At 38.7% G+C, this 24,210-nt stretch carries 22 protein-coding genes and 1 tRNA gene; 10 read left to right on the forward strand and 13 right to left on the reverse strand.

Going from position 1 to position 24,210, the window contains the following annotated elements; translation table 11 throughout:
• The 6 genes from AC5YDM_RS10465 to AC5YDM_RS10490 form a co-directional block, all read right to left on the reverse strand.
• Entirely contained in the window at window positions 1-771 is a 771-nt protein-coding gene (locus AC5YDM_RS10465) for a glycosyltransferase family 25 protein (RefSeq protein ID WP_496152053.1), read from the reverse strand.
• Complete coding sequence (locus AC5YDM_RS10470) at window positions 761-1,759, reverse strand: Stealth CR1 domain-containing protein (protein WP_496152054.1); 999 nt, start codon at window positions 1,757-1,759, stop codon at window positions 761-763. The genes AC5YDM_RS10465 and AC5YDM_RS10470 overlap by 11 nt, the downstream gene beginning before the upstream one ends.
• A 36-nt stretch (window positions 1,760-1,795) precedes the next feature.
• Window positions 1,796-2,518, reverse strand: coding sequence for a glycosyltransferase (locus tag AC5YDM_RS10475; RefSeq protein WP_496152055.1), 723 nt, complete (start codon window positions 2,516-2,518; stop codon window positions 1,796-1,798).
• Window positions 2,519-2,639: 121 nt separating this feature from the next.
• The gene (locus AC5YDM_RS10480) at window positions 2,640-3,566 is read right to left on the reverse strand and encodes a branched-chain amino acid transaminase (RefSeq protein WP_496152056.1); all 927 of its coding nucleotides are present in this window, start codon (window positions 3,564-3,566) and stop codon (window positions 2,640-2,642) included.
• Between the two features lie 26 nt (window positions 3,567-3,592).
• Window positions 3,593-6,343 carry a bifunctional [glutamate--ammonia ligase]-adenylyl-L-tyrosine phosphorylase/[glutamate--ammonia-ligase] adenylyltransferase gene (gene glnE, locus AC5YDM_RS10485; protein ID WP_496152057.1) on the reverse strand — a complete coding sequence of 917 codons (2,751 nt, stop codon included), beginning with the start codon at window positions 6,341-6,343 and terminating at the stop codon, window positions 3,593-3,595.
• A 75-nt stretch (window positions 6,344-6,418) separates the two neighbouring features.
• The gene (locus AC5YDM_RS10490; RefSeq protein WP_496152058.1) at window positions 6,419-7,696 is read right to left on the reverse strand and encodes a sensor histidine kinase; all 1,278 of its coding nucleotides are present in this window, start codon (window positions 7,694-7,696) and stop codon (window positions 6,419-6,421) included.
• Between the two features lie 517 nt (window positions 7,697-8,213).
• Between AC5YDM_RS10490 and AC5YDM_RS10495 the strand changes: the two genes are divergently transcribed.
• Window positions 8,214-8,780, forward strand: coding sequence for a LexA family protein (locus AC5YDM_RS10495; protein WP_496152059.1), 567 nt, complete (start codon window positions 8,214-8,216; stop codon window positions 8,778-8,780).
• 26 nt (window positions 8,781-8,806) lie between these two features.
• Window positions 8,807-10,102: a Y-family DNA polymerase gene (locus AC5YDM_RS10500; RefSeq protein WP_496152060.1), complete on the forward strand. Its 1,296-nt coding sequence runs from the start codon at window positions 8,807-8,809 to the stop codon at window positions 10,100-10,102.
• Between the two features lie 162 nt (window positions 10,103-10,264).
• On the opposite strand, the gene arsH is transcribed toward AC5YDM_RS10500, so the two are convergent.
• The 5 genes from arsH to AC5YDM_RS10525 form a co-directional block, all read right to left on the reverse strand.
• The gene (gene arsH / locus AC5YDM_RS10505; RefSeq protein ID WP_496152061.1) at window positions 10,265-10,969 is read right to left on the reverse strand and encodes an arsenical resistance protein ArsH; all 705 of its coding nucleotides are present in this window, start codon (window positions 10,967-10,969) and stop codon (window positions 10,265-10,267) included.
• A gap of 55 nt (window positions 10,970-11,024) precedes the next feature.
• A complete protein-coding gene (gene arsB, locus AC5YDM_RS10510; protein WP_496152062.1) occupies window positions 11,025-12,065 on the reverse strand; it encodes an ACR3 family arsenite efflux transporter in 1,041 nt (346 codons plus the stop codon).
• Between the two features lie 2 nt (window positions 12,066-12,067).
• The gene (locus tag AC5YDM_RS10515) at window positions 12,068-12,394 is read right to left on the reverse strand and encodes a metalloregulator ArsR/SmtB family transcription factor (RefSeq protein ID WP_496152063.1); all 327 of its coding nucleotides are present in this window, start codon (window positions 12,392-12,394) and stop codon (window positions 12,068-12,070) included.
• A complete protein-coding gene (arsC, locus tag AC5YDM_RS10520) occupies window positions 12,391-12,816 on the reverse strand; it encodes an arsenate reductase (glutaredoxin) (protein WP_496152064.1) in 426 nt (141 codons plus the stop codon). The genes AC5YDM_RS10515 and arsC overlap by 4 nt, the downstream gene beginning before the upstream one ends.
• Before the next feature lie 312 nt (window positions 12,817-13,128).
• Window positions 13,129-13,215: transfer RNA gene (locus tag AC5YDM_RS10525), tRNA-Leu, on the reverse strand.
• A 176-nt stretch (window positions 13,216-13,391) separates the two neighbouring features.
• Here AC5YDM_RS10525 and queA point away from each other — a divergent pair.
• From queA to secF, 8 genes are all read left to right on the forward strand, one after another.
• Window positions 13,392-14,429, forward strand: a complete 1,038-nt coding sequence (gene queA / locus AC5YDM_RS10530; RefSeq protein WP_496152065.1) for a tRNA preQ1(34) S-adenosylmethionine ribosyltransferase-isomerase QueA — start codon at window positions 13,392-13,394, stop codon at window positions 14,427-14,429.
• A 9-nt stretch (window positions 14,430-14,438) separates the two neighbouring features.
• Window positions 14,439-15,473: a hypothetical protein gene (locus AC5YDM_RS10535; protein WP_496152066.1), complete on the forward strand. Its 1,035-nt coding sequence runs from the start codon at window positions 14,439-14,441 to the stop codon at window positions 15,471-15,473.
• A 35-nt stretch (window positions 15,474-15,508) separates the two neighbouring features.
• Entirely contained in the window at window positions 15,509-16,075 is a 567-nt protein-coding gene (locus AC5YDM_RS10540) for a LemA family protein (protein WP_496152067.1), read from the forward strand.
• A gap of 84 nt (window positions 16,076-16,159) precedes the next feature.
• Window positions 16,160-16,981 carry a DUF4303 domain-containing protein gene (locus tag AC5YDM_RS10545; RefSeq protein WP_496152068.1) on the forward strand — a complete coding sequence of 274 codons (822 nt, stop codon included), beginning with the start codon at window positions 16,160-16,162 and terminating at the stop codon, window positions 16,979-16,981.
• Between the two features lie 270 nt (window positions 16,982-17,251).
• Complete coding sequence (gene tgt / locus AC5YDM_RS10550) at window positions 17,252-18,382, forward strand: tRNA guanosine(34) transglycosylase Tgt (RefSeq protein WP_496152069.1); 1,131 nt, start codon at window positions 17,252-17,254, stop codon at window positions 18,380-18,382.
• A gap of 101 nt (window positions 18,383-18,483) precedes the next feature.
• Window positions 18,484-18,813 (forward strand): preprotein translocase subunit YajC, encoded by a 330-nt coding sequence (gene yajC / locus AC5YDM_RS10555; RefSeq protein WP_496152070.1) that lies wholly within the window; start codon window positions 18,484-18,486, stop codon window positions 18,811-18,813.
• 51 nt (window positions 18,814-18,864) lie between these two features.
• Window positions 18,865-20,766: a protein translocase subunit SecD gene (secD, locus tag AC5YDM_RS10560; RefSeq protein WP_496152071.1), complete on the forward strand. Its 1,902-nt coding sequence runs from the start codon at window positions 18,865-18,867 to the stop codon at window positions 20,764-20,766.
• Between the two features lie 7 nt (window positions 20,767-20,773).
• Window positions 20,774-21,763, forward strand: coding sequence for a protein translocase subunit SecF (gene secF / locus AC5YDM_RS10565; RefSeq protein ID WP_496152072.1), 990 nt, complete (start codon window positions 20,774-20,776; stop codon window positions 21,761-21,763).
• An 83-nt stretch (window positions 21,764-21,846) separates the two neighbouring features.
• Here the strand turns inward: secF and AC5YDM_RS10570 are convergent, their stop codons facing one another.
• Together AC5YDM_RS10570 and der are read right to left on the reverse strand one after the other, a co-directional pair.
• Entirely contained in the window at window positions 21,847-22,518 is a 672-nt protein-coding gene (locus tag AC5YDM_RS10570) for a 4'-phosphopantetheinyl transferase family protein (protein WP_496152073.1), read from the reverse strand.
• Between the two features lie 106 nt (window positions 22,519-22,624).
• A complete protein-coding gene (gene der, locus AC5YDM_RS10575; RefSeq protein WP_496152074.1) occupies window positions 22,625-24,034 on the reverse strand; it encodes a ribosome biogenesis GTPase Der in 1,410 nt (469 codons plus the stop codon).
• Between the last annotated feature and the right edge of the window lie 176 nt (window positions 24,035-24,210).

Consider the following 24,210-nt stretch of genomic DNA (forward strand, 5'->3'; position numbering starts at 1 on the left):
CTATCCCTTATTTTTCGAAATCAAATGTTTAATAGCATAGTAGCGATCACACCACATTCGTCTTTGCTTTTTAAACTCATAAGAGCCACTGCGATTTTCTTTCTGCTTTCTAGAAATTTTTTGAGAAGCAACAGTTCCCAAAATATCACTATCAATACCAGCAGGTTTTACTAACGCAGGCCATACACCTAAGCCCTTACCACTTTTACTCAACCAACTTTGAAAAAAAACATCAACTGGCATTTCAATAGATCGTCCAGCTTCAATAAAGGCTTCAGCGCCTTTTCTAGACCAAATTAGCCCCAATCCTCGGATAGGAAAATAATATGCATGCCACAGTTTAAAACTTTTAAAATCGAAAATATCTTTCGCCAACTTCTTTTTCTTGGCTGCAATATTAACCAAATACCAATCTAAGTCCTGATGATGATCTAAATATGAAAGTGTTTGATTTAAATTTTCAGAAAAATCAGATGAAATTTGCAAATCATCCTCCAAAACAACTAAATAATCAGCATCTGTATTTAAAAACTTTTCAACACAACCATAATGACTCAAATAGCAACCAATTTCAGAATTCAGTAAACTTCGGCCACTTCTTTTTTGTGATTGCTCATCCTTATAATGAGGAAAAAAATCATATGATTTTCCTCGTCCATCAAATGCTGAAAATCGCTCAAACGCCCAATTCACTGCATTGAGTTGCTCTGTTGCTTTAAGCAAACGTTCATCACTACCATCTAGATTGATTAAATAAGTTTTAACTTTCATTTATTCCCTCTCTAGGCTTGGCTTTGACTGAATCTGGTAAAAAATCATCAAATTTCGATATCATTGCATCTTTAACTTTTTTTGCATTTAAACCATCAAACTCATCGAGACTCTGAATGCATCCAAATTTTATTGAATCTGTCTGAATTTTACTTAAAAATTCACTTATACCATGTTCATTTTTTAAATAAGCAATTTCTAAATCAGCTTCTAGAGTCACATTGTTTTTTGAGACCCCTAAGTGGTTATTTAAGCCCACAGGTAAGAACTGGTCAGCACTCCTAAAACGATGGGAAATTTGCTTCTTCATCAATTCTAAATTTTGCCCAAAATACTCTTTAAAAAGTTCATGACTCAACATATGTGGTCGATGATGTATTTCATAATAGCGATCCAATCCTACCAATTCAGCACTGAGCATCTGTGCGAAGGTGTATTTAGGTTGCATAGCTTTGCCAAAATATTTTTGGAGAATTAATCGATAGTTATGCTTCGCTTTAACTAAAGTATTACTTTTCCAATGCCCATAAATTTTTTGCTGATCGTTCTCTAAAAAATCAGTTATTTTTGATGGTGCATTAAAAAAGAAATCATCATTCAAATAAATAAAATGCTTAGTTAATTGAGGAATTCGCCAAAGCATCGTTTCTATCGTTAACGAATTAAAGGTAGGGAGATATTCATTAAATTCTTGAAAAAGTATAGTATGATCAACTACTTGTATCTGATCAACCTCACAAATACCCTGCTTTGAAAACTCATCTAAAAATAAAGGCTTTTGTTGATCCGTCACCACATAAATTTTGCCGCAATACGGAACATATTTGAGTATTGAAGCAATAGAAAAATAGATTTCATCATCACTAGCAAAGCGAGTAGATAGCATTGCTTCAGCACTAACATTCTGGCCTGAATATTGAGCACGTTTAGCCTGATGCTTGGGATCAGAACCATCAACCCAAGCTATAACAAAATCTATTTTATTCATACCAAACCTTAAAGCAACTCAGGATGAGAAACTTATTTATTGCCAAGCATCCTTAATCCACTGAGATGGCAACACATAGCGATACCATTTACCACCACCACCATTGACCGCATCAGGTGGATTAATTTCCCCATGGAAAATAATGATTTTTGCGCCATCAGGCTTCACTGGCGGTTTAAAATATGCCATCGGTATTTTTTGTAGGCAATGATATTTATAACTCTTACACCAATTCTCAGGCCAATACGTTTGTTTTCCCTCTTTATCCACATACCAAGATAAATAAGCTTGTTCATTACGGAACTTTTTACGAATTTCGTCAAAGTTTTCACGAAAGTAAGGTAATAAGCCTGGAAATGCGCCTAAAGTGAAGCGATATACTGAACTATTGCCCGTAATGCGCCAAGGTCGTTTCCAATCGTGAATAATTAAAAATTCACCCGGATAGGTAAAAAATTCATCGATGTTATCGACAATAACCACATCTAGATCTAAGAATAAAGCATTGCCTTTCAAACCATATAAGTCAGGTTCAAACGTAGAAAGCTTGTTCCAACCACGTTCAGGTGCACCTTCAGGAAGCGCTAATGCTGGAATTGGAAAACACTTTACAGCAGGATCAATTCCTTCGGTTCTATCCGTCAAACACACCATCTGAAAGTCAACTGTGGTATGACGTTTCACCATATTATATAAACGATTAACATAGTCGGAACCATATTTAGTTCCCCACTTCATACATATAACGATGTTACTCATACTATATGCTTTAACCCACAGTTGTTTTATCAATACTCAATATGATGACATAAGTTCAAAGCGAAGACTGCATTAAAATAAAAAAAAACCTCTCATTTGAGAGGTTTTTTATGACTAACGATTATTTAATGTAAGTCAACCAATGCGCATATTTAGGATCTTTACCCTGAACGGCATCGAAATAAGCTTTTTGGATTTGAGTCGTGATTGGACCACGAGCACCTTCACCAATTTGACGATCATCGTATTCACGAATTGGCGTTACTTCAGCAGCAGTACCCGTAAAGAATGCTTCATCTGCAATGTAGAACTCATCACGTGTAATACGGCGTTCAATTACGTCATAACCCAAATCTTTCGCAATGGTGATAATCGTTTGACGAGTAATACCATCAAGCGCACCACCAGCAACATCAGGTGTATGAATCACACCATCACGTACTAAGAATACGTTTTCACCCGAACCTTGGCATACATAACCCTGTGGATCAAGAAGCATTGCTTCGTCATATCCAGAGTGAGCAACTTCTTGATGCGCCAAAATTGAAAGCGTGTAGTTACCTGATGCTTTTGCTTTACACATGGTCACGTTTGGATGGTGATGCGTAAATGAAGAAGTTTTTACACGAATACCCTTCGCCATTGCTTCTTCACCAAGATATGCACCCCAACTCCACGCAGCAACAACTGCATGAATCGTATTGTCTGTTGCAGCAATACCCAACTTTTCTGAACCAATAAAAATAATAGGACGTAAATAGCAAGATGCGAGTTTATTTTCACGTACAACATCAATCTGAGCTTGTTCTAACGTCGCTTGATCAAATGGAACTTTCATTTGATAAATTTTTGCAGAGTTAAGTAAGCGTTTTGTATGCTCTTTTAGACGGAAAATCGCTGTACCATTTGGTGTTTCATAAGCACGGACACCTTCAAAAACACCCATACTGTAATGTAATGTATGAGTAAGGACGTGAGTTTTTGCTTCACGCCAATCAACTAATTGTCCATCTTGCCAAATAAAACCATCACGATCAGCCAAATTCATGACTTAAACTCCAAATGTATACTTAATTATTCACTTTCCAATGCGAACACCGCAGTTGGATCAATCAATCTTTGCCACAATGTGCAAACCACCTCTCGGGTATCAAACCAGTCAGCTGCGCTCACTTGCATGCTTTGATTGGCAAGGGCGAGTCTATGGCTCTCGGCGCGTTCACTCAAATAGGCTTGAATCAAGGCTGAAGCATCGTCACTGGATAAACAACGTGCCTTGGCAGCATCTTCTAAGATTCGTACATTGTCGGAATAATGGGCGAGATCAGCATTCGTCCCACTCCAGGCTAACACGACATACTGTGCCATAAATTCGATATCAACGATACCACCTGCATCCTGTTTTAAATGAAAAATTCCATCTTTTTTTTGTTCTTTAGATGAACCCAAGTGATCTTTCATTTTTTGACGCATGTTGAGCACTTCTTCACGAACTTTATGCTCATCGCGAGGCAAGGTCAAAATAACTCTGCGAAGTTCCTCGAACTTTTCACGTAATGAACTTTCTCCTGCGATCGAACGTGCACGAACAATCGCTTGATGCTCCCAAACCCAAGCATTTTTAAGCTGATATTGCTCAAATGCTTTTAAGCTAGTAACCAACAGCCCCGCTTCACCTGAAGGACGTAATCGTGTGTCAATTTCATAGACGCGCCCATCCAAAGTTTGCGTGGTCATCAGTGACATAAACTTTTGTGCAACTCGCATTGCAAATGTGAAACCACTGATGGCTTTCAGCCCATCGGTGTCGGACTGCTCATCGATATAATGAATGAAGACCAAATCTAAATCTGAACCATATCCAAGTTCAATGCCACCTACTTTGCCATATCCAATCACAGCAAATGCAATATGATCCATCGAACAACGTTGTCCCTCGGCATCTAAGGGATAACCATGCTTCTTAGCCGTAATTTGATATGCTAAATTCAAAGTTGCAATTACAGAGACTTCTGCAATATCGGTCAGAGCATCAGAGACTTTCATCAAAGGACTTTCAGCTAGAACATCACTGGCTGCAACCGTTAAAACATTGGATTTTTTAAACAATCTCAGCACTCGCATTTGATCTTCCATTTGATCAATCTCAATACGGAGCAGTTGTTGGCGTAATGAATCTTCCAAGTCTTTGCGTTTTGGCAGTTCAAAATCCATCGATAAAAACTCATCCAGTAAGACTGGATAATGTGTCAGCTCTTCACAAATCCATGGGCTCACCGTCGCCATTTTGACTAATCGTTGTAAGGCTCCTTTGCTTTCAATCAGCATCACCAAATACACCGTACGGCGCATCACTGACTCAATTAATGGCATTAACCTTACCAATGCAGTTTGTGGCTTATCAGATTGCAAAATGGCTTCAATCAAATGTGGCCAAAACTCTTTTAAACGTTGAATGGCTTTTGCTGGTAATTTCTTAATCGCATGTCCAAACCAAAACTCTTTAATTAAATTCTTAGCATGATCATCCAATACACCTTCTAAACGCACTTCAAGTTGCCCAAAACTTTCAGCTAAAGTTTCCGTGCCTTTTTCTTTAATTAAGTGTTCAAACTGGTAAATGACTTTTTGACGCTTTTGATTCAAGTGCGTAAAAAATTGATCCCAATCTTCAAAACCTAAAGTTTCAACAATACGGTTTCGTGGATCTATTTCACTGGGTAAAGATTGAGTTTGTTGATCATTTAAAGCTTGTATTGCATGTTCTACTCGACGTAGGAATAAATACGCATCCTCTAAATCAACAACAGCTTCATCATCTAGAAGCCCTACTTCACCTAAATGCTTCAAACTGACTAAACATTGTCGGTCTTGTAGCTCCAGTTTTGATCCCCCATAGATCAACTGGAATACCTGAACAATGAACTCCACCTCACGAATACCGCCCGCTCCCAACTTAATATCATCTTCGATATTACGACGTGCGACTTCACGCTCAATCATGGCTTTCATTTCACGCATCGCTTCAAATGCGGTGTAATCTACATATTTACGAAAGACGAAAGGTCGAGTCATCGTGAGTAATTCATCACCATCCACACCACCTGAAACAATACGTGCTTTGATCCATGCATAGCGCTCCCACTCACGTCCATGCTGACTCAGGTATTTCTCTAATGCTGCATGACTAATCGCCAAGGCTGAGCCGTCACCCCAAGGTCGTAAACGCATATCCACGCGGAACACAAAACCATCCGCTGTGATATGTTCAAGCAGATAGATAATTTTTTGTCCCCATGCGATACAAAACTGCTGAACATCGACACACTTTCGACCATTGGTTTCACCTTGCTCATCAAAGGCAAAAATCAGATCAATATCACTGGATAAGTTGAGTTCTTGCGCACCTAATTTCCCCATTGCAACCACGATTAAATCTTGGACTTTACCACCATAGCCCACTGGCTCACCGTGTTTTGCCAGCAATGGAATACGTGCAAAGTCTTTTGCAGCATTGATACTCGCATCGGCAAAGTCAGATAGTTCACGCGTTAAAGTCACTACATCGGTGAGTTGATTAGCATCTTGCCAAATCCATCGAAACATCAGACGTGCACGTAAAATACGTAAGGTACTCATCCATTGATTTTCATTTTGAATATCAAGCAAACTGTCTTGGACAAGTGAATGAATTTGGGAGGTTGTTAGGCTTTTCTGAAATTGGTCAATTGCAAAATCTTGCTCTAATAATGGTGTATGCAATGACAATACTTGCTCAGCATACTGGCTTGCTCTTAATGTTTTTTGCAATTGTTCAGCGTTCATCAAAAATGCCTTCAACTTTATATTGAAAACATTTATATCAGTTCAATCTACTTTTTTGGAGAAATTAATTGATCTTTATATCGAATGTAGCTGTTTTTTTTCATTCTTTCGAGGTGTGACCAAACTTTGATGTGCATGTTCAGCAGCAGGTAATATTACCCTAAAGGTTGTTCCTTCACCTTGCTTTGAGCTCACACTAATTTCACCGTGGTTCAAATCGACAAACCGCTTACACAAGACCAAACCTAAACCCGCACCTTTTTCCCCAGACGTCCCTTTGACCGTGACTTTAATATCAGGCTGAAATAGCCCTTTTATTTGCTCCTCAGTCATTCCAAGACCTGTATCACGGATACAAACTTCAATACCACGAGTACATCTTTGAGCTTCGATATAGACACAACCTGTACCATCCACATGCGTAAATTTCAGCGCATTAGAAACCAAGTTCTGTATCACTGAAGTGATCATATTGATGTCAGCATAAACCCTTAGATCTTCTGCCACACTTTCAACCAGTTTGATTTCTTTTTTGACAGCCAATGTATTTAAAACATCGTGGACGATCTTAGTTGCTTGTTTGAGTTGAAAATTAATCGGGTGATACACAAATCGACCACCTTCTGCCATCGCCCAATTCAACAGACTTTCCAATAGGTTATAAGTCGATTGCGCAGTGTCATGTAAATATTCAGCAATATTTTGCAAACTTGACTCGTCCAAACTTGCCCGCTCTTCAGCTAACACTTCAGAGAAACCCAATAAACCGTGGAATGGCGCGCGTAGATCATGTGCAATAATTTGAAAAAACTTGGTTTTACTAAAATTCAATGCGGATTGTTGCTCATACAATTCTTTTAATTCTTCATAATCGAGACGTGTTTCAATGATACGAATTAAGCTCATTGAAAAATCATAAACCAATTCTAAAGATTCATCATCATAAGGCTCTTTGCACTCATCAAAGAGAATGACTTGTCCAATTGAATCGGTCTCATTAATTTTCAAGTTAAATGCAATCACGCGCTCATGATCAACACCCAAATCTTTAATATGTTGAGAGAATGCTAAATAATTTTCGTGATCTGAACCGAGCGATGTGGTGCCATTGAAATACGGCAAGAGATTGGCTTGTTTTTTGGCATGAAAAGCATTAAAACCCAGTGGCGATGAATGCCAAATGTAAGGCTCATTATGAAAAGCAAGAATAGCAGAGTCTGTTTTTAATATACTACGTGCAAATTTCAGAAAGCCTTCTACCTGACTTTTTGGCGTCATCACTCCCAATAAGATCGACAACTTACAAGCACTCAGCTCATCCGCATTTTCTACTTTTAATAATTCTAATTTCATGCCCACACCCAAATATTTAAGAAGAATTATAAAATTGAATATTGATCAATTTTATTCTCGACTTCCGTTTATTGAAAACGATTGACGCACGATGTTAAAAATTTACAACCACTGCACAAAATATAAGTTGAATGTATACCAACTTCATACTAACGCATAAAACAAAATCAAAAAAGTACACAGAATATATGCTTTTTATGAAAAATTTAGATTAAGTCAGCCGTAACAGACTAATAATCAATAATTTTTCAATAGTACATCAAACAACTCGTTGATTACTTTATTTTAGTCAAAATGTATCTATGTTTATCATATTTATAGAAATAGACATTCCTATTATTTAGAACATATTTTTTAGAATTTAATTTTAATATTAAACAAATAGATAGGGTTAAATTCATCACCCTTACCAATCCAATTCATTGGCTTAATTTCACCATTGGTCGAAAAGCATTTGTGATTCTGCAAGGTTTAATTTTAAAATTGATTTTGTAACACAAACAAGCGTAGATAAAATATGAGTAGTAATCATGGTGGTTATCGACCTGGGGCGGGTCGAAAATCTTTATTCAATGAACCCACCAAGGTCATTCGTGTTCCTGAATCTAGCATTATCCATATTCAGGATTTCTTAAAACAACGCTTAAAGCGCGTGAATGAAGTTGAATCTATCCATCAAATTGTTGCCAAAAAAAATAGCAGCATTCCACTTGCTTTAGAAAAAATATCAGCAGGTCCTCCTTCAAATACTGAAGGTTATATTGAAAAACCTTTGGATCTAAACAAATACTTGATTAAAAATGAGTTGACGACGTTTGCAGTCAAAGTGGCATCTTTATCTATGCTAAATGCAGGCATCAACATCAACGACCTTTTAATTGTCGATCGAAGCCTCACTGCTAAAAATGAAGATATTGTCATTGCACTAGTGGACAATGATTTTACAGTGAAACGATTGATGATTGAAGGTAATTACCATTGGCTCAAAGCTGAAAATCCAGATTTCTCTGATATTCATTTAAGAGACAATCAAGAATTGATCATCTGGGGTGTCGTGACTTGCATCATCAAAGATTTGCGTTAATACACTGAGATAAATGAAAAAATCTAATGCAACATACCGATAAAATCATCGCACTGGTTGATATCAATAACTGCTATGTCAGTTGTGAACGCATCTTCAATCCTGCCTTAATTGGTCAACCTGTGATTGTGCTGTCAAACAATGATGGTTGCGCGGTTTCTCGCTCGAATGAAGCCAAAAAACTCGGCATTAAAATGGCAGCCCCCTTATTTCAAATTCAGGAGCTCGTTCAAAAACATAATGTACATGTGCTTTCGAGTAATTATGCGCTTTATGCCGAAATGTCACGACGTTTTATGAAAGTATTGGCTCAATTTGTCGGTGAAAACGAGCAAGAAATCTATTCCGTTGATGAATGCTTTTTAGATTTGACCAGCTTGGCTTTAAACCATGACACCACGGCGTATTGCTATCATATTCTTGAATGTATCGCAAAATGGTTAGGGCTTCCTGTGTGTATTGGTATTGGTCGGTCTAAAACCGAAGCCAAGCTAGCCAATCAAATTGCAAAGCAATATCCCCATTATCAAGGGGTTTGCAACCTCACCACTATGGATTTGTGTTCTGTTGAAGCCTTATATCAAGACTTAGATGTTTCTGAAGTCTGGGGTGTCGGTCGTAAAAATCACAAACGCCTACAAAACCTAGGCATCTCTACGGCTTATGATTTGGCTTGTAGTGACCCACAAATGTTAAGAAAGCATTTTTCTGTGGTGATGCAACGTACCGTCATGGAATTACAAGGGATTTCATGCATTCAACTCGAAACTGAAATACCCGCCAAAAAGCAAATTATTAGCAGTCGTTCATTTGGGCAACGCATTACAGAATTAAGTGATTTAAAAGAAGCCATTACCGCTTATACAGTAGAAGCCATCAAGAAACTTCGAAAAGATCATCTTCTCTGCGGAACGGTGACTGTATTTTTACAGTCAAATCCGTTTGATACGTCTCAACCCTATTACAACAAATCCTTAAGTCACCATTTCACCGAAGCAACAGATGACTTTCTCACCATGTCAAAAGTGGTAAATTTACTCATGGAACAACTGTATCAAAAAGAGATTTTATTCAAAAAATGTGGTGTGATTTTAACTTCACTCGAACCACAAAAAAGCCATATTTTCGATTTATTCACAGATATTAAAAAAATAGAAGAGAATGATAAACTCACAGATACTTTTGAGCATATTCATGAAAAATTTGGCAAATCTAAACTTGCCATTGGCGCGAGCGCCCTCCCCGACAGAACTTGGGCGATGACTCGAGACAAAATGTCACCCAACTATTTTCAATGGGATGGGCTGATGGTGGTGCATTAATATCAACTTAAACCATCAATGTTTAAAGCCAACTAAACATACACCTGATAAAAAAAATCAACTTCATAAAAATCCAAATCTATATTTTCAAAATAAGATGATAAAAAGCCTAAATATTTAAATTTGGGCTTTCATTTTTCCGACTCATTCAATGATGTAACATCAAATATTTTTCTGATTCACCCGCTGAGAAAGTTGCTCTGCTGTCTCTTTACGCTCTGAGTAACGATCAACTAAATAAGCAGACTGCCCTCTGGTCAGCAAAGTAAACTTATAAAGCTCTTCCATGACATCAACAATACGATCATAGAGTGAAGATAACTTCATCGTTCCATCTTCATGAAACTCAAGAAATGCCTTAGGAATCGAGGATTGATTTGGAATCGTAATCATGCGCATCCAACGACCTAAAACACGCATTTGATTGACGCTATTAAACGACTGAGAGCCACCACTCACCTGCATCAGTGCTAAAGTTTTCCCTTGCGTTGCACGTATTGCACCTGCCGCAAGTGGAATCCAATCGATTTGAGCTTTAAGAATAGAACTCATCGCACCATGACGCTCAGGAGAACACCAGACCATCCCTTCACTCCATGCCAACAACTCATGTAGCTCTTTGACTTTAGGATGCTGAGTATCTGCATCTTCAGACAGTGGCAATCCTTTCGGATGAAAGATTTTCACCTCACAGTCAAAGCGCTCAAGAATACGTCCTGCTTCAAGCACTGCCAAACGACTATACGAACGCTCTCGATTTGAACCATAAAGCAGTAATATTCGAGGAGGATGTTTCAACTCCTTGGCTTGAATTTGTTCAAATGTCGGTGTAGGCAAAAGATCACTGATTAGATTCGTATGTGTCATTTTCATTTCTTCAGTATTAAGGTATTTACACAACATTTAAGTATTTTCAAAATACTTAAGCACTTACATAGTATTTACGCTTCAACCACAACGAGACTGAAACCAGTGCGATCAGCACAGGAACTTCAACTAGAGGCCCAATGACTGTGGTAAATGCTACAGGTGATGCCAATCCAAAAGTAGCAATGGCAACAGCCAAAGCCAGCTCAAAGTTATTTCCAGCAGCAGTGAAAGAAATGGCTGTAGTTTTAGGATAATCATTCCCCATCCACTTGCTCATAAAGAAGCTCAGCAAGAACATCAAAACAAAATAAATGGTTAATGGAATGGCGATCCGCACAACATCCAAAGGCAAGCTCAGTACCTCTCCACCTTTGAGGCTAAACATTGCAAGAATAGTAAACAGCAGCGCAACTAAGCTGACTGGACTGATTTTTGGAATAAATTCATTTTGATACCAACTCAAACCCTTTATTTTTACCAAGATCAACCGTGTTAAAAACCCGAGTAGAAATGGAATACCCAAATACACCAATACAGCATGAGTAATGGTCCAAAAATCAATGGTAATGATTTGAGCGCTGACCCCAAAATATGGCGGTAAAAAAGTTAAAAATAACCATGCATAACTACTAAAAAATAGAATTTGAAAAATACTATTAAATGCCACTAAGGCCGCAACATACTGATTATCACCACCTGCTAGACCATTCCACACCAATACCATTGCAATACATCGTGCCAGTCCAATAAGGATCAAACCGGTCATGTATTCTGGATAATCTTGTAAAAACACAATTGCCAAAATGAACATCAGCACAGGTGCAATCAACCAGTTTTGGATCAATGATAAAGCCAGCGTTCGCTTATCCTTAAATATTTGCGGAAGCGTTGCATAATCCACTTTTGCCAAAGGTGGATACATCATCAAAATTAAACCAATCGCAATTGGAATATTGACGGAGTTAAAGCTCAATTGATCGAGTGAGGTTGATGCTTTGGGAAAGAAATATCCAATCATCACACCGAGCGCCATCGCCAAGAAAATCCAGAGTGTTAAATGTCGATCTAGAAAAGACAAACGATTCGAAGTCATAGTTACTCGCAGCATGATGATGTAATCGAAGCTTGATTCAACAATGCTTGATTGTGTTGGCTTTGAAGCAAGATCTCTAAAATCCCGTTTGCCCATAGATCCAGATCAGGATGTAAGCTGTAATAGACCCATTGACCGTGTCTACGATCAAGCAACAGTTTTGATGAACGCAATAATGCTAAATGTCGAGAGATTTTCGGCTGACTCAATTGAAGCTTTTCAATCAAATCACACACACACAGTTCTTTGTGTTTTGCGACCAATAAGACGATATTCAGCCGAGTCTCATCTGCTAAACATTTCAAGAAATTCAGTTGTTGCGTACTCATTTCAATCTCTGTCCACGGTCATCAATAATTTGCTGACCATCTTCTTTACTAAAAGCACCACGTTGCAGCTCAGTTAAAATATCTAACACCACTTCCGATGGACGAGCCAAACGTGTCCCAATAAGACTCACAACAAAAGGACGATTGATGAGTAAAGGATACGCTACCATGAAATTCAACAATTCTTGATCTGTAAATCTGTCTTTCTCTAATCCCAATTCAGTATAGGAAGGCACATTTACTCGAATGGCTTGACGGACGGACAATCCAGCCTCTTTAATCATTTGAGTTAACTCACCCACAGATGGCGGATACTCAAGATAGTAAATAATCTCAGGCTCAATCCCAGCGTTTCGAATCAAAGCCAAAGTATTACGAGACGTTCCACATTCAGGGTTGTGGTAGATTTTCACTTGAGACATACATATCTAGACCATAATTTTATAGTTGTTTTATATATGAATATCCATATATATGCAAATTCATATATTTAATCTAGATGAAGTATGATCAATACATTTATAGATAAAGCTTTGTTTAAATTTAAGTTAGGAAAGATAAGTGTGATGAAATTTCGATGCTCTTCAGCAATCGATATCATTTAAATGAAAAGATAAAAGTTAACCGATCTAGCTATTTGCAAATAGATCATCAATTTTTAGGCAAAAAAAAGCCCAAGACTTAATTTGATTGGGCTTTTTAAAATTCTTTAAACACTACGCACTTAAAATAAGTGGTCCCGAGGGTCGGACTCGAACCGACACGTCATCTCTGACAGCGGATTTTGAGTCCGCCGCGTCTACCAATTTCACCACCTCGGGAGAGGTTGTGTGCGTATATTAGCGTATTTATTTACATTGTCAACGCCAATATTTTTCAATTGCTTACTTTTAATCCAACCTACTCTTTTTTGACTTATAAAGCATCAATTTCAGCTAAAAATGATTAAAAAGACTATACTAACCCTAGTTTTTCTCCCTTTTAAGCTTTATTCCATATGCAACTTTCTGATTTTAATTTTGACCTTCCTGATGAACTTATTGCTCGCTACCCGTTAGAAACACGGAGTGCCTCACGTCTGCTACATATCCAAGCTGACGGTCAATATAACGATGCTTATTTTAAAGACATTGTTGATTTACTGGATGAAGGTGACTTGTTGGTATTGAACGATACCAAAGTGATGAAAGCACGCTTAAAAGGAAAACGTGCCAGTGGTGGTGCGGTCGAAGTTTTAGTTGAACGTATGCTGGATCAGCGTATTGCACATTGTCATATTAAAGCCAGCAACTCTCCAAAAGCAGGTGCTGAACTTTTTATCGGTCCAGATGAAGTTAAAGTGACTGTGACTGGTCGCCAAGAAAATCTTTATGTGGTTGAGTTTTCACAACCGATTCTTCAAGTTTTAGATCAATACGGTCAGCTACCGATTCCCCCTTATTTCAATCGTGAAGCTGAAGACATTGATACTGTTCGTTATCAAACGGTATTCAATGACCCAACCAAAATCGCAAGTGTTGCAGCGCCTACCGCAAGCTTACATTTTGATGATGAAACATTAGAGAAACTTGCATCAAAAGGTATTCATAAAACCTTTGTCACGTTGCATGTGGGTGCAGGCACATTCTTACCTGTACGTACTTTAGATATTGAAAATCACATTATGCATAGCGAATGGTGTGATGTTCCTGCTGAGACTGTAGCCCTCATTCAAGAAACCAAAGCTCGCGGCAATAAAGTGATTGCGGTAGGTACAACAGCTACGCGTGCCTTAGAAAGTGCAGCTCAAGCATGTGGTGGTAAAATTGGTGCATGGACAGGTGATACACAGATCTTTATCTATCCAGGTTATCAATTCTGTGTGGTTGATCGACTCATTACCAATTTCCATTTACCTGAATCAACTTTATTAATGTTGGTTTCAGCACTCTCTAATCGTGACAATATTATGAATGCTTATCATCATGCTGTTGAAAGCAAATATCGCTTCTTCAGCTATGGTGATGCGATGCTCATTGATAAAGCAAAGGTATAAATTCTAGCCATGCCGATCAACACTGTACAAAACCTCATTCATATACGAACGAATAAAAATAAAAAGGTCATGCACAATGTTGCTCGGTTGTGGGATATTTCACGGCAAGCCCATACACCCCAAGACATTCTTGATGCTTTGCATCCTTGGGGTGAGAACAACAATCTAGTCTTGAATAATTTTCTCCCCAAATTATGCATAGGCTTAGGCGCTATGAGCTTGATCTTAGGATGGTTCGTTCATCATTATTTCCCAATGGTATTCACAATCCTGATTGCGACTTTTTGGTTTGCAATCGCTTATTTTAGTTATGAATCGAATGAGCCTGTTGAGCAAGTGATTGATGAGTTAGAACTAAAAATCAAACTCTTAAAATACGACCTTAATTTTCAAAAGCTCCCTCCTCATCTAAGCGGTACGATGAATTCAATGCTGGTACTGGGTAAGCTAAAACAAAATTTCCCATTGTTTAATCAAGGCACTGAATCTAATGATATAGTCAGTTTTGCATCGACATTGTGGACAGATCATGAGGAGCAACAGCATCCTATTTTACTGTTCAAATATCACTATATAACTGAAATCAGTGTTCGTGATGAACAAGGCAATAAATACAATGTTCGAAAAATCGAAAAGGATCTTTGGGGTTGCTTCTTATTCGAAACAGAAGCTTTAGGTTTTGCTGCAAGTAATCGTAGAAGCCGACTCCCTCACCCTTACACCACCCATTGGGAAACAGCGGATATTGATTTAAATAAGAAGCTCAATATCTATGGTTATGATCAACAGCAAATTGCTCGTGCCATCACACCATCCGTCACACTTAAACTTAGTGATTTATTTGAAAACAATCAAGGTGATTTGATTGTGCATCATGATGAAAATATTCTTTGTTTTATGACCGAGCACAACATCTTCAATACTGTGAGTCGTCGAGATAAAGGCAGCATTCAAAATATTTCAGATTTACGTGGCTATTTAAGAACTTTGAACATGCCGAACTATGAAAAATTTAAACAGAGCATGTTAAACTTTGTGGCATAAACATACAAAAACACAATTGAATTAGGAAATTCCAAATGGGTTTAATTATTTTTTTAGCGATTTTCGCTTTAATTTTGGTGTGGGGCATCTTTGTTCGAAATAATATTGTTCGCTATTTCAATGCAACGCGTCGTGCGTGGGCTGAAGTTGCCAACTTCGAACGTCAAAAAATTAAAACACTCGAATCACTCGAAAGTACCTTGCAACAATATACGCAATTTGAAAAGTCTACTTTGGAAAAAGTCACTGAACTACGTCAGCAGATTTTAAATCTAAATATGCAAGAAACTGATGTATCTAGACTTCAGCATATTGAAAGTCTCAGCAAAGACTTAATGAAGAATTTAAGTGTAGTGGTTGAAAACTATCCTGAGCTTAAAGCAGATACACTTTATGCAAAAATGATGGATGACATTCAAGAACAAAATGAGAATGTCGGAGCAGCGATTTCGATTTTCAATCGTAATGTAGAAGCATTTAATAACAACATTCAGATCTTTCCGAATAATTTAGTGAATAGTGTCACACTTTCAAAGAAAACCATTAGACCATTCTCAGATTCAAGCGCGATGCAAAACTTTGATTATCGACCAAATTTTTAAAAATCTCCTGATCAATCAATTTACTTTATTGCTCAAATATCCGACAATTATTGGCAATATAAAACAATCATAATAGAGAAAAAAATGTTTGATCTACAGTTTAATGAGTCTGAGTATTTGGCAGACTTAAAAACAGCTTTATTACATGAATTTGATGCGCTTTACCAAAAACATCAAGATCAGGGGATTTACGCATTTGCTTTGGTATTGGACGATCTTTTGGTTGCCCAATACAGCACTGTATCGACCAAAAAGAGTCTTTTGAGTGAAGCTGAAAATAAATATCAGTATTTGCAAGAAGAAGATAAGTGGCATGTGGAAAAATGGCAGTATCGTGCTCAAACCAATCAAGGCATTACTTTATTTACGCGTAAAATGAGTCAATATTTTCAACAGACTCGTATTGGTTTAACCAACATTCATGCTAAAGACCGTTTTAACCAAAATGCTTTGAATTTTTATTTACAGGGCATGGAAGATGCCAAAGATGAGATTATTGAAAAATATCATCTCACTGCAAATAGAATTACTTTTATTGTCCACCTACCTTCAAATCCAAGTATTGCCATCACATCGTTAGAGCGCTTAAATCCGCCCTCTTCAACCTTGTTTGAGGCGATTGCAAACCTACAATCAACCATTATTAGCCAAGGTAAAGCCAAATTTAAACTAAGTCAGGTAGACAAAGAGATTTTGATCGACCTTGGACAAGCTTTAGAAATGGTGCCTTATGATGACATGCAAGTTGCTCAACAAGCTTATATGCTTTCCCTCGAACCTTATTTCTTAGAAACCAGTCCTTATATTCAAAATTTGATCAATGAAATTGCGTCAATGGACAGTAGCATTCTAGTGATCAGCAAAGAACAGATTAAAGACCGTATCGATAAATTTTACGTTGCATGATGATTAAGCCTCTGAATAAGAGGCTTTTTTGTATTTATTACCTGTAAACATCCGATTGAACTTGGATTTAAATCATTTTGAAATATTACAAGATTATGATCACTGCCTATTTTTGTATTGTGAACAAATCATGGAATTTGCAGTAGGAAGCTGTTTCGATTTGAAGCTAAAAATAAGTTTACTGGCTTTCAATTTCAAAATCATAGAAAATAGCCTCCTTTAAAGCTAAGTAATCAGCGAACTGTTTTTTCGCCTTGATTTGGGAATTGTATGAAGTTTGAAAAATTAGCTCAGTCGGGACGTGCCCGTCGTGGTCGTTTGACCCTTGAGCATGGTGTAGTTGAAACCCCGATGTTCATGCCTGTCGGTACTTACGGTACGGTAAAAGGCATGCTCCCACGTGATATTGAGGAAATTAAATCTCAAGTCATCTTAGGCAACACCTTCCATTTATATCTACGTCCAGGTTTAGATGTCATCCGTGAACACGGTGGCTTACATGGCTTTATGAAGTGGAACAAACCGATTTTGACCGACTCAGGTGGCTTCCAAGTCTTCAGTTTGGGCGCTATGCGTAAAATCAAAGAAGACGGCGTAACATTCCGCTCTCCAATTGATGGTTCAAAAGTATTTTTATCACCAGAAATTTCAATGGATATTCAACATACATTGAACTCTGACATCGTCATGATTTTCGATGAATGTACGCCCTACCCAGCAACACGTGAAGAAGCGCAAAAATCATTGCAACTTTCATTACGTTGGGCAAAACGCTGTAAGACTCAACATCATGATGTGTTGAAAAACCGTAATGCGCTATTTGGTATTATTCAAGGTGGTATGTACGAAGACCTTCGTGAAGAATCACTGAAAGGCTTACTGGACATCGACTTCGATGGTTATGCAATTGGTGGTCTATCTGTTGGTGAACCTAAGGAGGAAATGATCAAGGTATTGGATTATTTACCTGAACAAATGCCAGCAGACAAACCTCGCTACCTCATGGGTGTCGGTAAACCTGAAGACATCGTTGAAGCTGTACGTCGTGGTGTCGATATGTTCGACTGTGTTATGCCTACACGTAATGCACGTAATGGTCATTATTTTGTGACCGATGGTTTAGTCCGTATTCGTAATGCACAGTATCGTCATGACCAAGGCCCTCTTGATCCACATTGTGATTGCTACACCTGTACCAACTTCACACGTTCGTATTTATTCCATTTAGAAAAATGTGGCGAAATGCTCGCGTCAATGCTCGGTACGATTCACAACTTACGTTATTACCTTCGTCTTGCTGAAACCATGCGTGATGCGTTAGACAACGGTACATTTGACGACTTTGTTGCAGATTTTTACGCGCGTCGTGGCTTAGAAGTGCCACCTTGCCCACAAGATTAATTCAACAGCATTTGCGCTGAAGAAAAAGACAAGGTAAATTGCAGAACAAGCAAATTTATTATCACGTCTTTTAAAGATTTTTTATAGTTTAGGAAAAAGTAATGAGCCTATTTATTTCGACTGCACATGCTGCTGGTGAAGCGGCACAACAGCCAAGCCTCGTAGCAAACTTATTGATGATTGCTGTATTCGTTGCAATCTTCTATTTCCTGATCTGGCGCCCTCAATCTAAACGCGCTAAAGAACACCGCACCCTTGTTGAAAGCTTAGGTGTTGGCAGTGAAATCGTATTTGCTGGTGGCTTAATGGGCCGTATTACTAAGTTAGAAGGTGATTTCGCAGTTGTCGAATTGAACCGTGGCAATGAAGTTAAAATTCAACGTGCTAGTGTTATCTCTGTGCTTCCTGAAGGCACTTTAGATAACCTTTAATCACAATAAGTCGTGCGAAAGCACGACTTTTTCATTTTAAGAAGAAAGCAAATGCGTTACCCAGCATGGAAATATTTACTGATTATCGTGGTATTGATCATCAGTACATTATACGCGCTGCCAAGTTTGTATCCTGATGAACCTGCTGTTCAGATTTCAGGTGCTAAAGCGGGTACTGTGATTGATCAGTCCGTTATACAAAAAGCAGAGCAAATTTTAAAAAGCGATAATATTGCCTCACACGATAATAGTTTTACTCAAAATGCAGCATTACTACGTTTAGACTCATCTGAGGCTCAATTAAAAGCGAAGGAATCACTTTCCAAAGGTTTAGGTGAAAACTACGTTGTAGCACTTAACCTTGCACCAACAACACCAGAATGGTTGCAAAAGATTGGTGCAAAACCGATGAAACTCGGTTTGGACTTACGTGGTGGTGTACATTTCCTGCTTGAAGTTGATATGGACAAAGCCGTTGCGCAACGCATGGAAACGTCTGCATCAGATCTTCGTCGCGAATTCCGTGAAAATAAAATCAAATTCAATAGCTTGTCTTTGAATAATAATGAAATCACTGTTCAGTTTGCGAATAATGATGACCGTGCTGCTGCGATGGAACAACTTCGTCGTAATGGCAATAAATACGATCAACAAGCTTTAGCGACAGCAACTGGCTCTACTTTAAAACTCGTTTATAACGCGGCAACCAAGCAAGAAATTCAATCTTATGCATTGGATCAAAACTTAACAACTTTACGTAACCGTATTAATGAGTTAGGTGTTGCTGAAGCGATGGTACAAAGCCAAGGTAGCAACCGTATTGTGGTTGAGTTACCGGGTGTACAAGATACAGCCGAAGCGAAGCGTGTCTTAGGTCGTACTGCGAACCTAGAATTCCGTCTCGTTTCTGATTTAAATGATCAATTCATCAGTCCAGCGACAGGTCAAGCAACAAGCTATGCCCTTCCACCAGGCACTGAAAAATTTGCATTTGAGTCTTTAGACAGTGGTCGTGAATTACTGTTGAACCGCAACCGTATTCTTACAGGCGAGCGTGTTCAAAATGCATCTTCTGGCTTTAGCCAAGACAGTGGTGGTGCTGAAGTAAACATTACTTTAGACACAGCTGGTGGTAAGTTGATGTCTGATGCTACGCGTAATGCTGTAGGCAAACGCATGGCGGTATTGTTCATTGAGAACAAACAAAAAATCAGCTTTGTAACTGACCCAGCAACGGGTACACAGACTGAAGTTCGCACACCATATACTGAATCAGTCGTGATTAATGCTGCAACGATTCAAGCAGTACTAGGCTCACAATTCCGTATTACAGGTTTGGATTCACCACAAGAAGCAGCTGAACTTGCATTAATGCTTCGCGCAGGTGCATTAGCAGCGCCAATGTACTTCGTTGAAGAACGTGTCATTGGTCCAAGCCTAGGTCAAGAGAATATTGACAAAGGTGTTCTATCTACTCAAATCGGCTTCATTCTGGTTGCGATTTGGATGGTGGTGTTCTTCCGTGTATTTGGTTTGATTGCAAACTTTGCCTTGGTGTTTAACTTAGCAATGTTACTTACTGTCATGTCTTGGATTGGCGCATCTTTAACGCTTCCAGGTATTGCCGGTATCGTGATCACGATTGGTATGGCAGTCGATGCCAACGTATTGATCTGTGAGCGAATACGAGAAGAAATCAAATGGGGTGCCTCCCCTAAACAGGCGATTGTCGCAGGTTATGATCGAGCATATAACACCATTTTCGACTCAAACTTAACGACATTCTTGGTTGCTTTCATCTTATTTGCGATCGGTACAGGTCCAATCAAAGGCTTTGCTGTAACACTCATGATCGGTATTGTTTGTTCGATGTTCACAGCGATTACTGTGACACGTGCAATCGTACAAATCATTTATGGCAAAAAACGTAACTTGAAAAAGTTGAGCATTTAGGAGATCTATGATGACTGAAAATACTCAACTTGAAAAAGTAGAAGATAAAGCAAAACAATACGGCCGACCGGAAGATGAACGCGTTATTCCGTTTATGAAGATTGCTTTGCCTGCGGCATTGCTCTCGATCTTCTTAACGGTTGCCAGCTTATTCTTTATCGCCACCAAAGGTCTAAACCTAGGTTTAGACTTTACAGGTGGTATTGCTGCCGAACTGAATTATGCCAATCCAGTCAAACCTGAACAAGTGAATGCTGCTTTAACCAAAGCAGGCTTCACAGACTCTGTGGTACAAACCTTAGGCTCTGAACGAGACCTCATGGTACGTATGCCTGTTCAGGAAGAAATGGAAGCAGATGACTTAACCAAAGCCATTACACAAGCTGTTCAATTACCAAACAACACCGTCACCGTCCCTAAAGTAGATGTGGTTGGTGGTCAGGTTGGTAATGAGCTTTATGTACGCTCTGGTGGTGCTGTAGCCCTTGCGCTGTTATTAATGTTGGTTTACGTTACGATTCGCTTTGAATTCAAATTAGCAATTGGTGCGGTACTTTCATTATTCCACGATATCGTGGTGACACTGGGTATCTTTGCTTTAATGCAATGGCCATTTGACTTAACCGTTCTTGCAGCATTACTTGCGATTATTGGTTTCTCACTTAACGATAACATCGTTGTATCGGACCGTATTCGTGAGAACTTCCGTAAGATTCGTGGTGCAGAACCACTTGAAGTCATTAACATTGCTTTGACTGAAACTTTACGTCGTACCATTCACACATCAATGACACTCTTGCTTGTGGTTCTTGCAATGATGCTCATGGGCGGTGATGGTCTGAAATGGTTCTCAGTGGCGATGTTTGTCGGTGTATTTGTGGGTACTTACTCTTCAATTTATATCGGGACTGGCTTTGCACTATGGCGTGGTTTGAACCGCCAAGACTTTATTGTGCAAGTAAAGCCTGAGTTTGAAGAAGAAGAAATTCCTCATTAAACAACTACAAATCTAGTTCTATAAAAAGCCCATCAGATGATGGGCTTTTTTAATGTATATTTTAATTCGTTTTTTTAAATGGCTTAAAGAGCATTAGTATTAGAAAATGAGCCAAATTGATGAATTTGAATACTAGGTAATGCAAAAACTCGGCATGAATGTTCTGAACGCCACGCAACAGTAAGCATGCAATTTGCCAACTCAAAATTCTGATATGCGAATACGCCAATTTTTTCATGTTCACACCGCCCCCCATTTTGCAGTGGATGAGCATTGGTATTTAAATCTTTTAAATCCATCCGGATACCTAAACCATTCGCTTTCAGTACTGCTTCTTTGGTTGTCCACACCTTAAACCAATAGATAGGATCGCATTCTAATGCTTGCCACATCTGATATTCAGTTGGATGAAAAGCATGCTTTGCCAAAGCATCAAAGCGTACTCGACGGTCTAAATCCTCAAGATCAACACCTAAATCAGCGATCTGACTTGAGCTGGCTAATGCATATACTTTTTGACTATGGCTATGATTCAAAAAGAAACTTGGAATTTTCTTTAAGTAAGGTTTCCCAAACTCTGTTTTTTCAAAATCAATATTTTCAATATTTTGATTGAGTTGTACCGACAACAGTTGATTCCGAAATTGATAAATCGCCTGCTTACGTAACTCAATCTGCTGGGGACGCTCTATATTTTCAGGTAGCGTAAAAAAATGATGAATATCTGAAATATCAATACGAATCTGTTTTGGCATTGCTTAGATCATCATCCATGCTGATTTTCATTATTTTAAAATAAAAAAGCCCAAAGATCACTTTGGGCTTTTCACTAATAACGATTTAAAGTTCAACATTAGAAAATTAACGTTTAAACTTCTTCTCAGCTTTCTTAAATTTTTGAACATAGCGACGCTTACGTGCTGCAATACGCTCATCCACAACAGTCTTACGACCTTCAAATGGGTTTTCCGACGTTCTGAACTCGATACGAACCGGCGTTCCTTCAAGTTTATACACTTTACGGAACACGTTTTCTAAATAACGACGATAATCCGCAGGCGTCTTATCCACTTTGTTACCATGAACAACAATCGTTGGTGGGTTTTGACCACCAATATGCGCATAACGCATTTTGATACGACGTCCACCAACCATACCTGGTTGATGTGCTTCAGTAGCATCATTCAAAATTTGAGTGATTTTTGCAGGAGAAACTTTCAAATGTGAAGAATCATATGCACGATGGATCGATGGGTACATCTCACCCACACCCGTACCATGCAAGGCAGAAATCAAATGAACCTTCGCCCAAGGAATAAAGTCAAAACGACGTTCAATATCAAGCTTACATTGCTTGCGATCATATTCCGTCATGTTATCCCATTTATTAATGGCGATAACCATTGCACGACCCGCTTCAAGTGCATAACCAATTAAATGAAGATCTTGCTCAACCACACCCTCTCGTGCATCAAGTACCACCACAATTACGTGTGCATCTTTGATCGCCTGTAAAGTTTTCACGATTGAGAATTTCTCAATCATTTCATCTACTTTACCTTTACGACGTACACCTGCGGTATCAATCAATGTGTATTGACGACCATCACGTTCGAATGGAATATAAATTGAATCACGTGTTGTACCCGGTTGGTCAAATGCAACCACACGGTCTTCACCCAACAAACGGTTAACTAAGGTTGATTTACCTACGTTTGGACGACCAATAATAGCTAAACGCAAACCTGTTGCTTTATCGTGCTCAGCCTCATCTTGATCTTCTGGAACTTCAGCAAGCACTTCTTCAAGCATCTGCTGTACACCGCGTCCGTGGCTTGCAGCCACTTGCATCGGTTCACCCATGCCTAGCTTATAAAATTCAACTAGAGCAGCTTCAGCATGTACGCCATCGACTTTGTTCGCAACCAGATAAACTTTCTTACCTAATGTACGTAGCTCACGAGCGATTTGCTCATCTGAAGCTAGCAATCCTGCACGAGCATCTACAACAAATACAATAATATCTGCTTCATTAATGGCAGTTTTTGACTGTTCCGCCATATATGAATCAATACCACCTTCATTTTCGCCAATACCGCCAGTATCAACAACAATGAATGATTTATTTTCAAATTTAGCATCACCGTATTTACGGTCACGCGTTAGACCCGCGAAGTCAGCAACAAGTGCATCGCGGCTTTTGGTAATTTGGTTAAACAGCGTTGATTTTCCGACGTTCGGACGACCAATGAGCGCAATAACGGGTTTCATAGATTAACCTTTAACAAGATCAGCCAACTCAATTGGCCTGAACATCAGAAACTGTGGAAGATTGTAGGCACTGTTATATTGAACAGCCCCTCAGGTAAAGTACCTGAATAAAAAGCTCGGGGTCTTACAAAATCGAAGACCCCGAGGCATAAAATTTGAAAGTTGTACTAGTTTAA

Source organism: Acinetobacter sp. CY81, assembly GCF_059515925.1.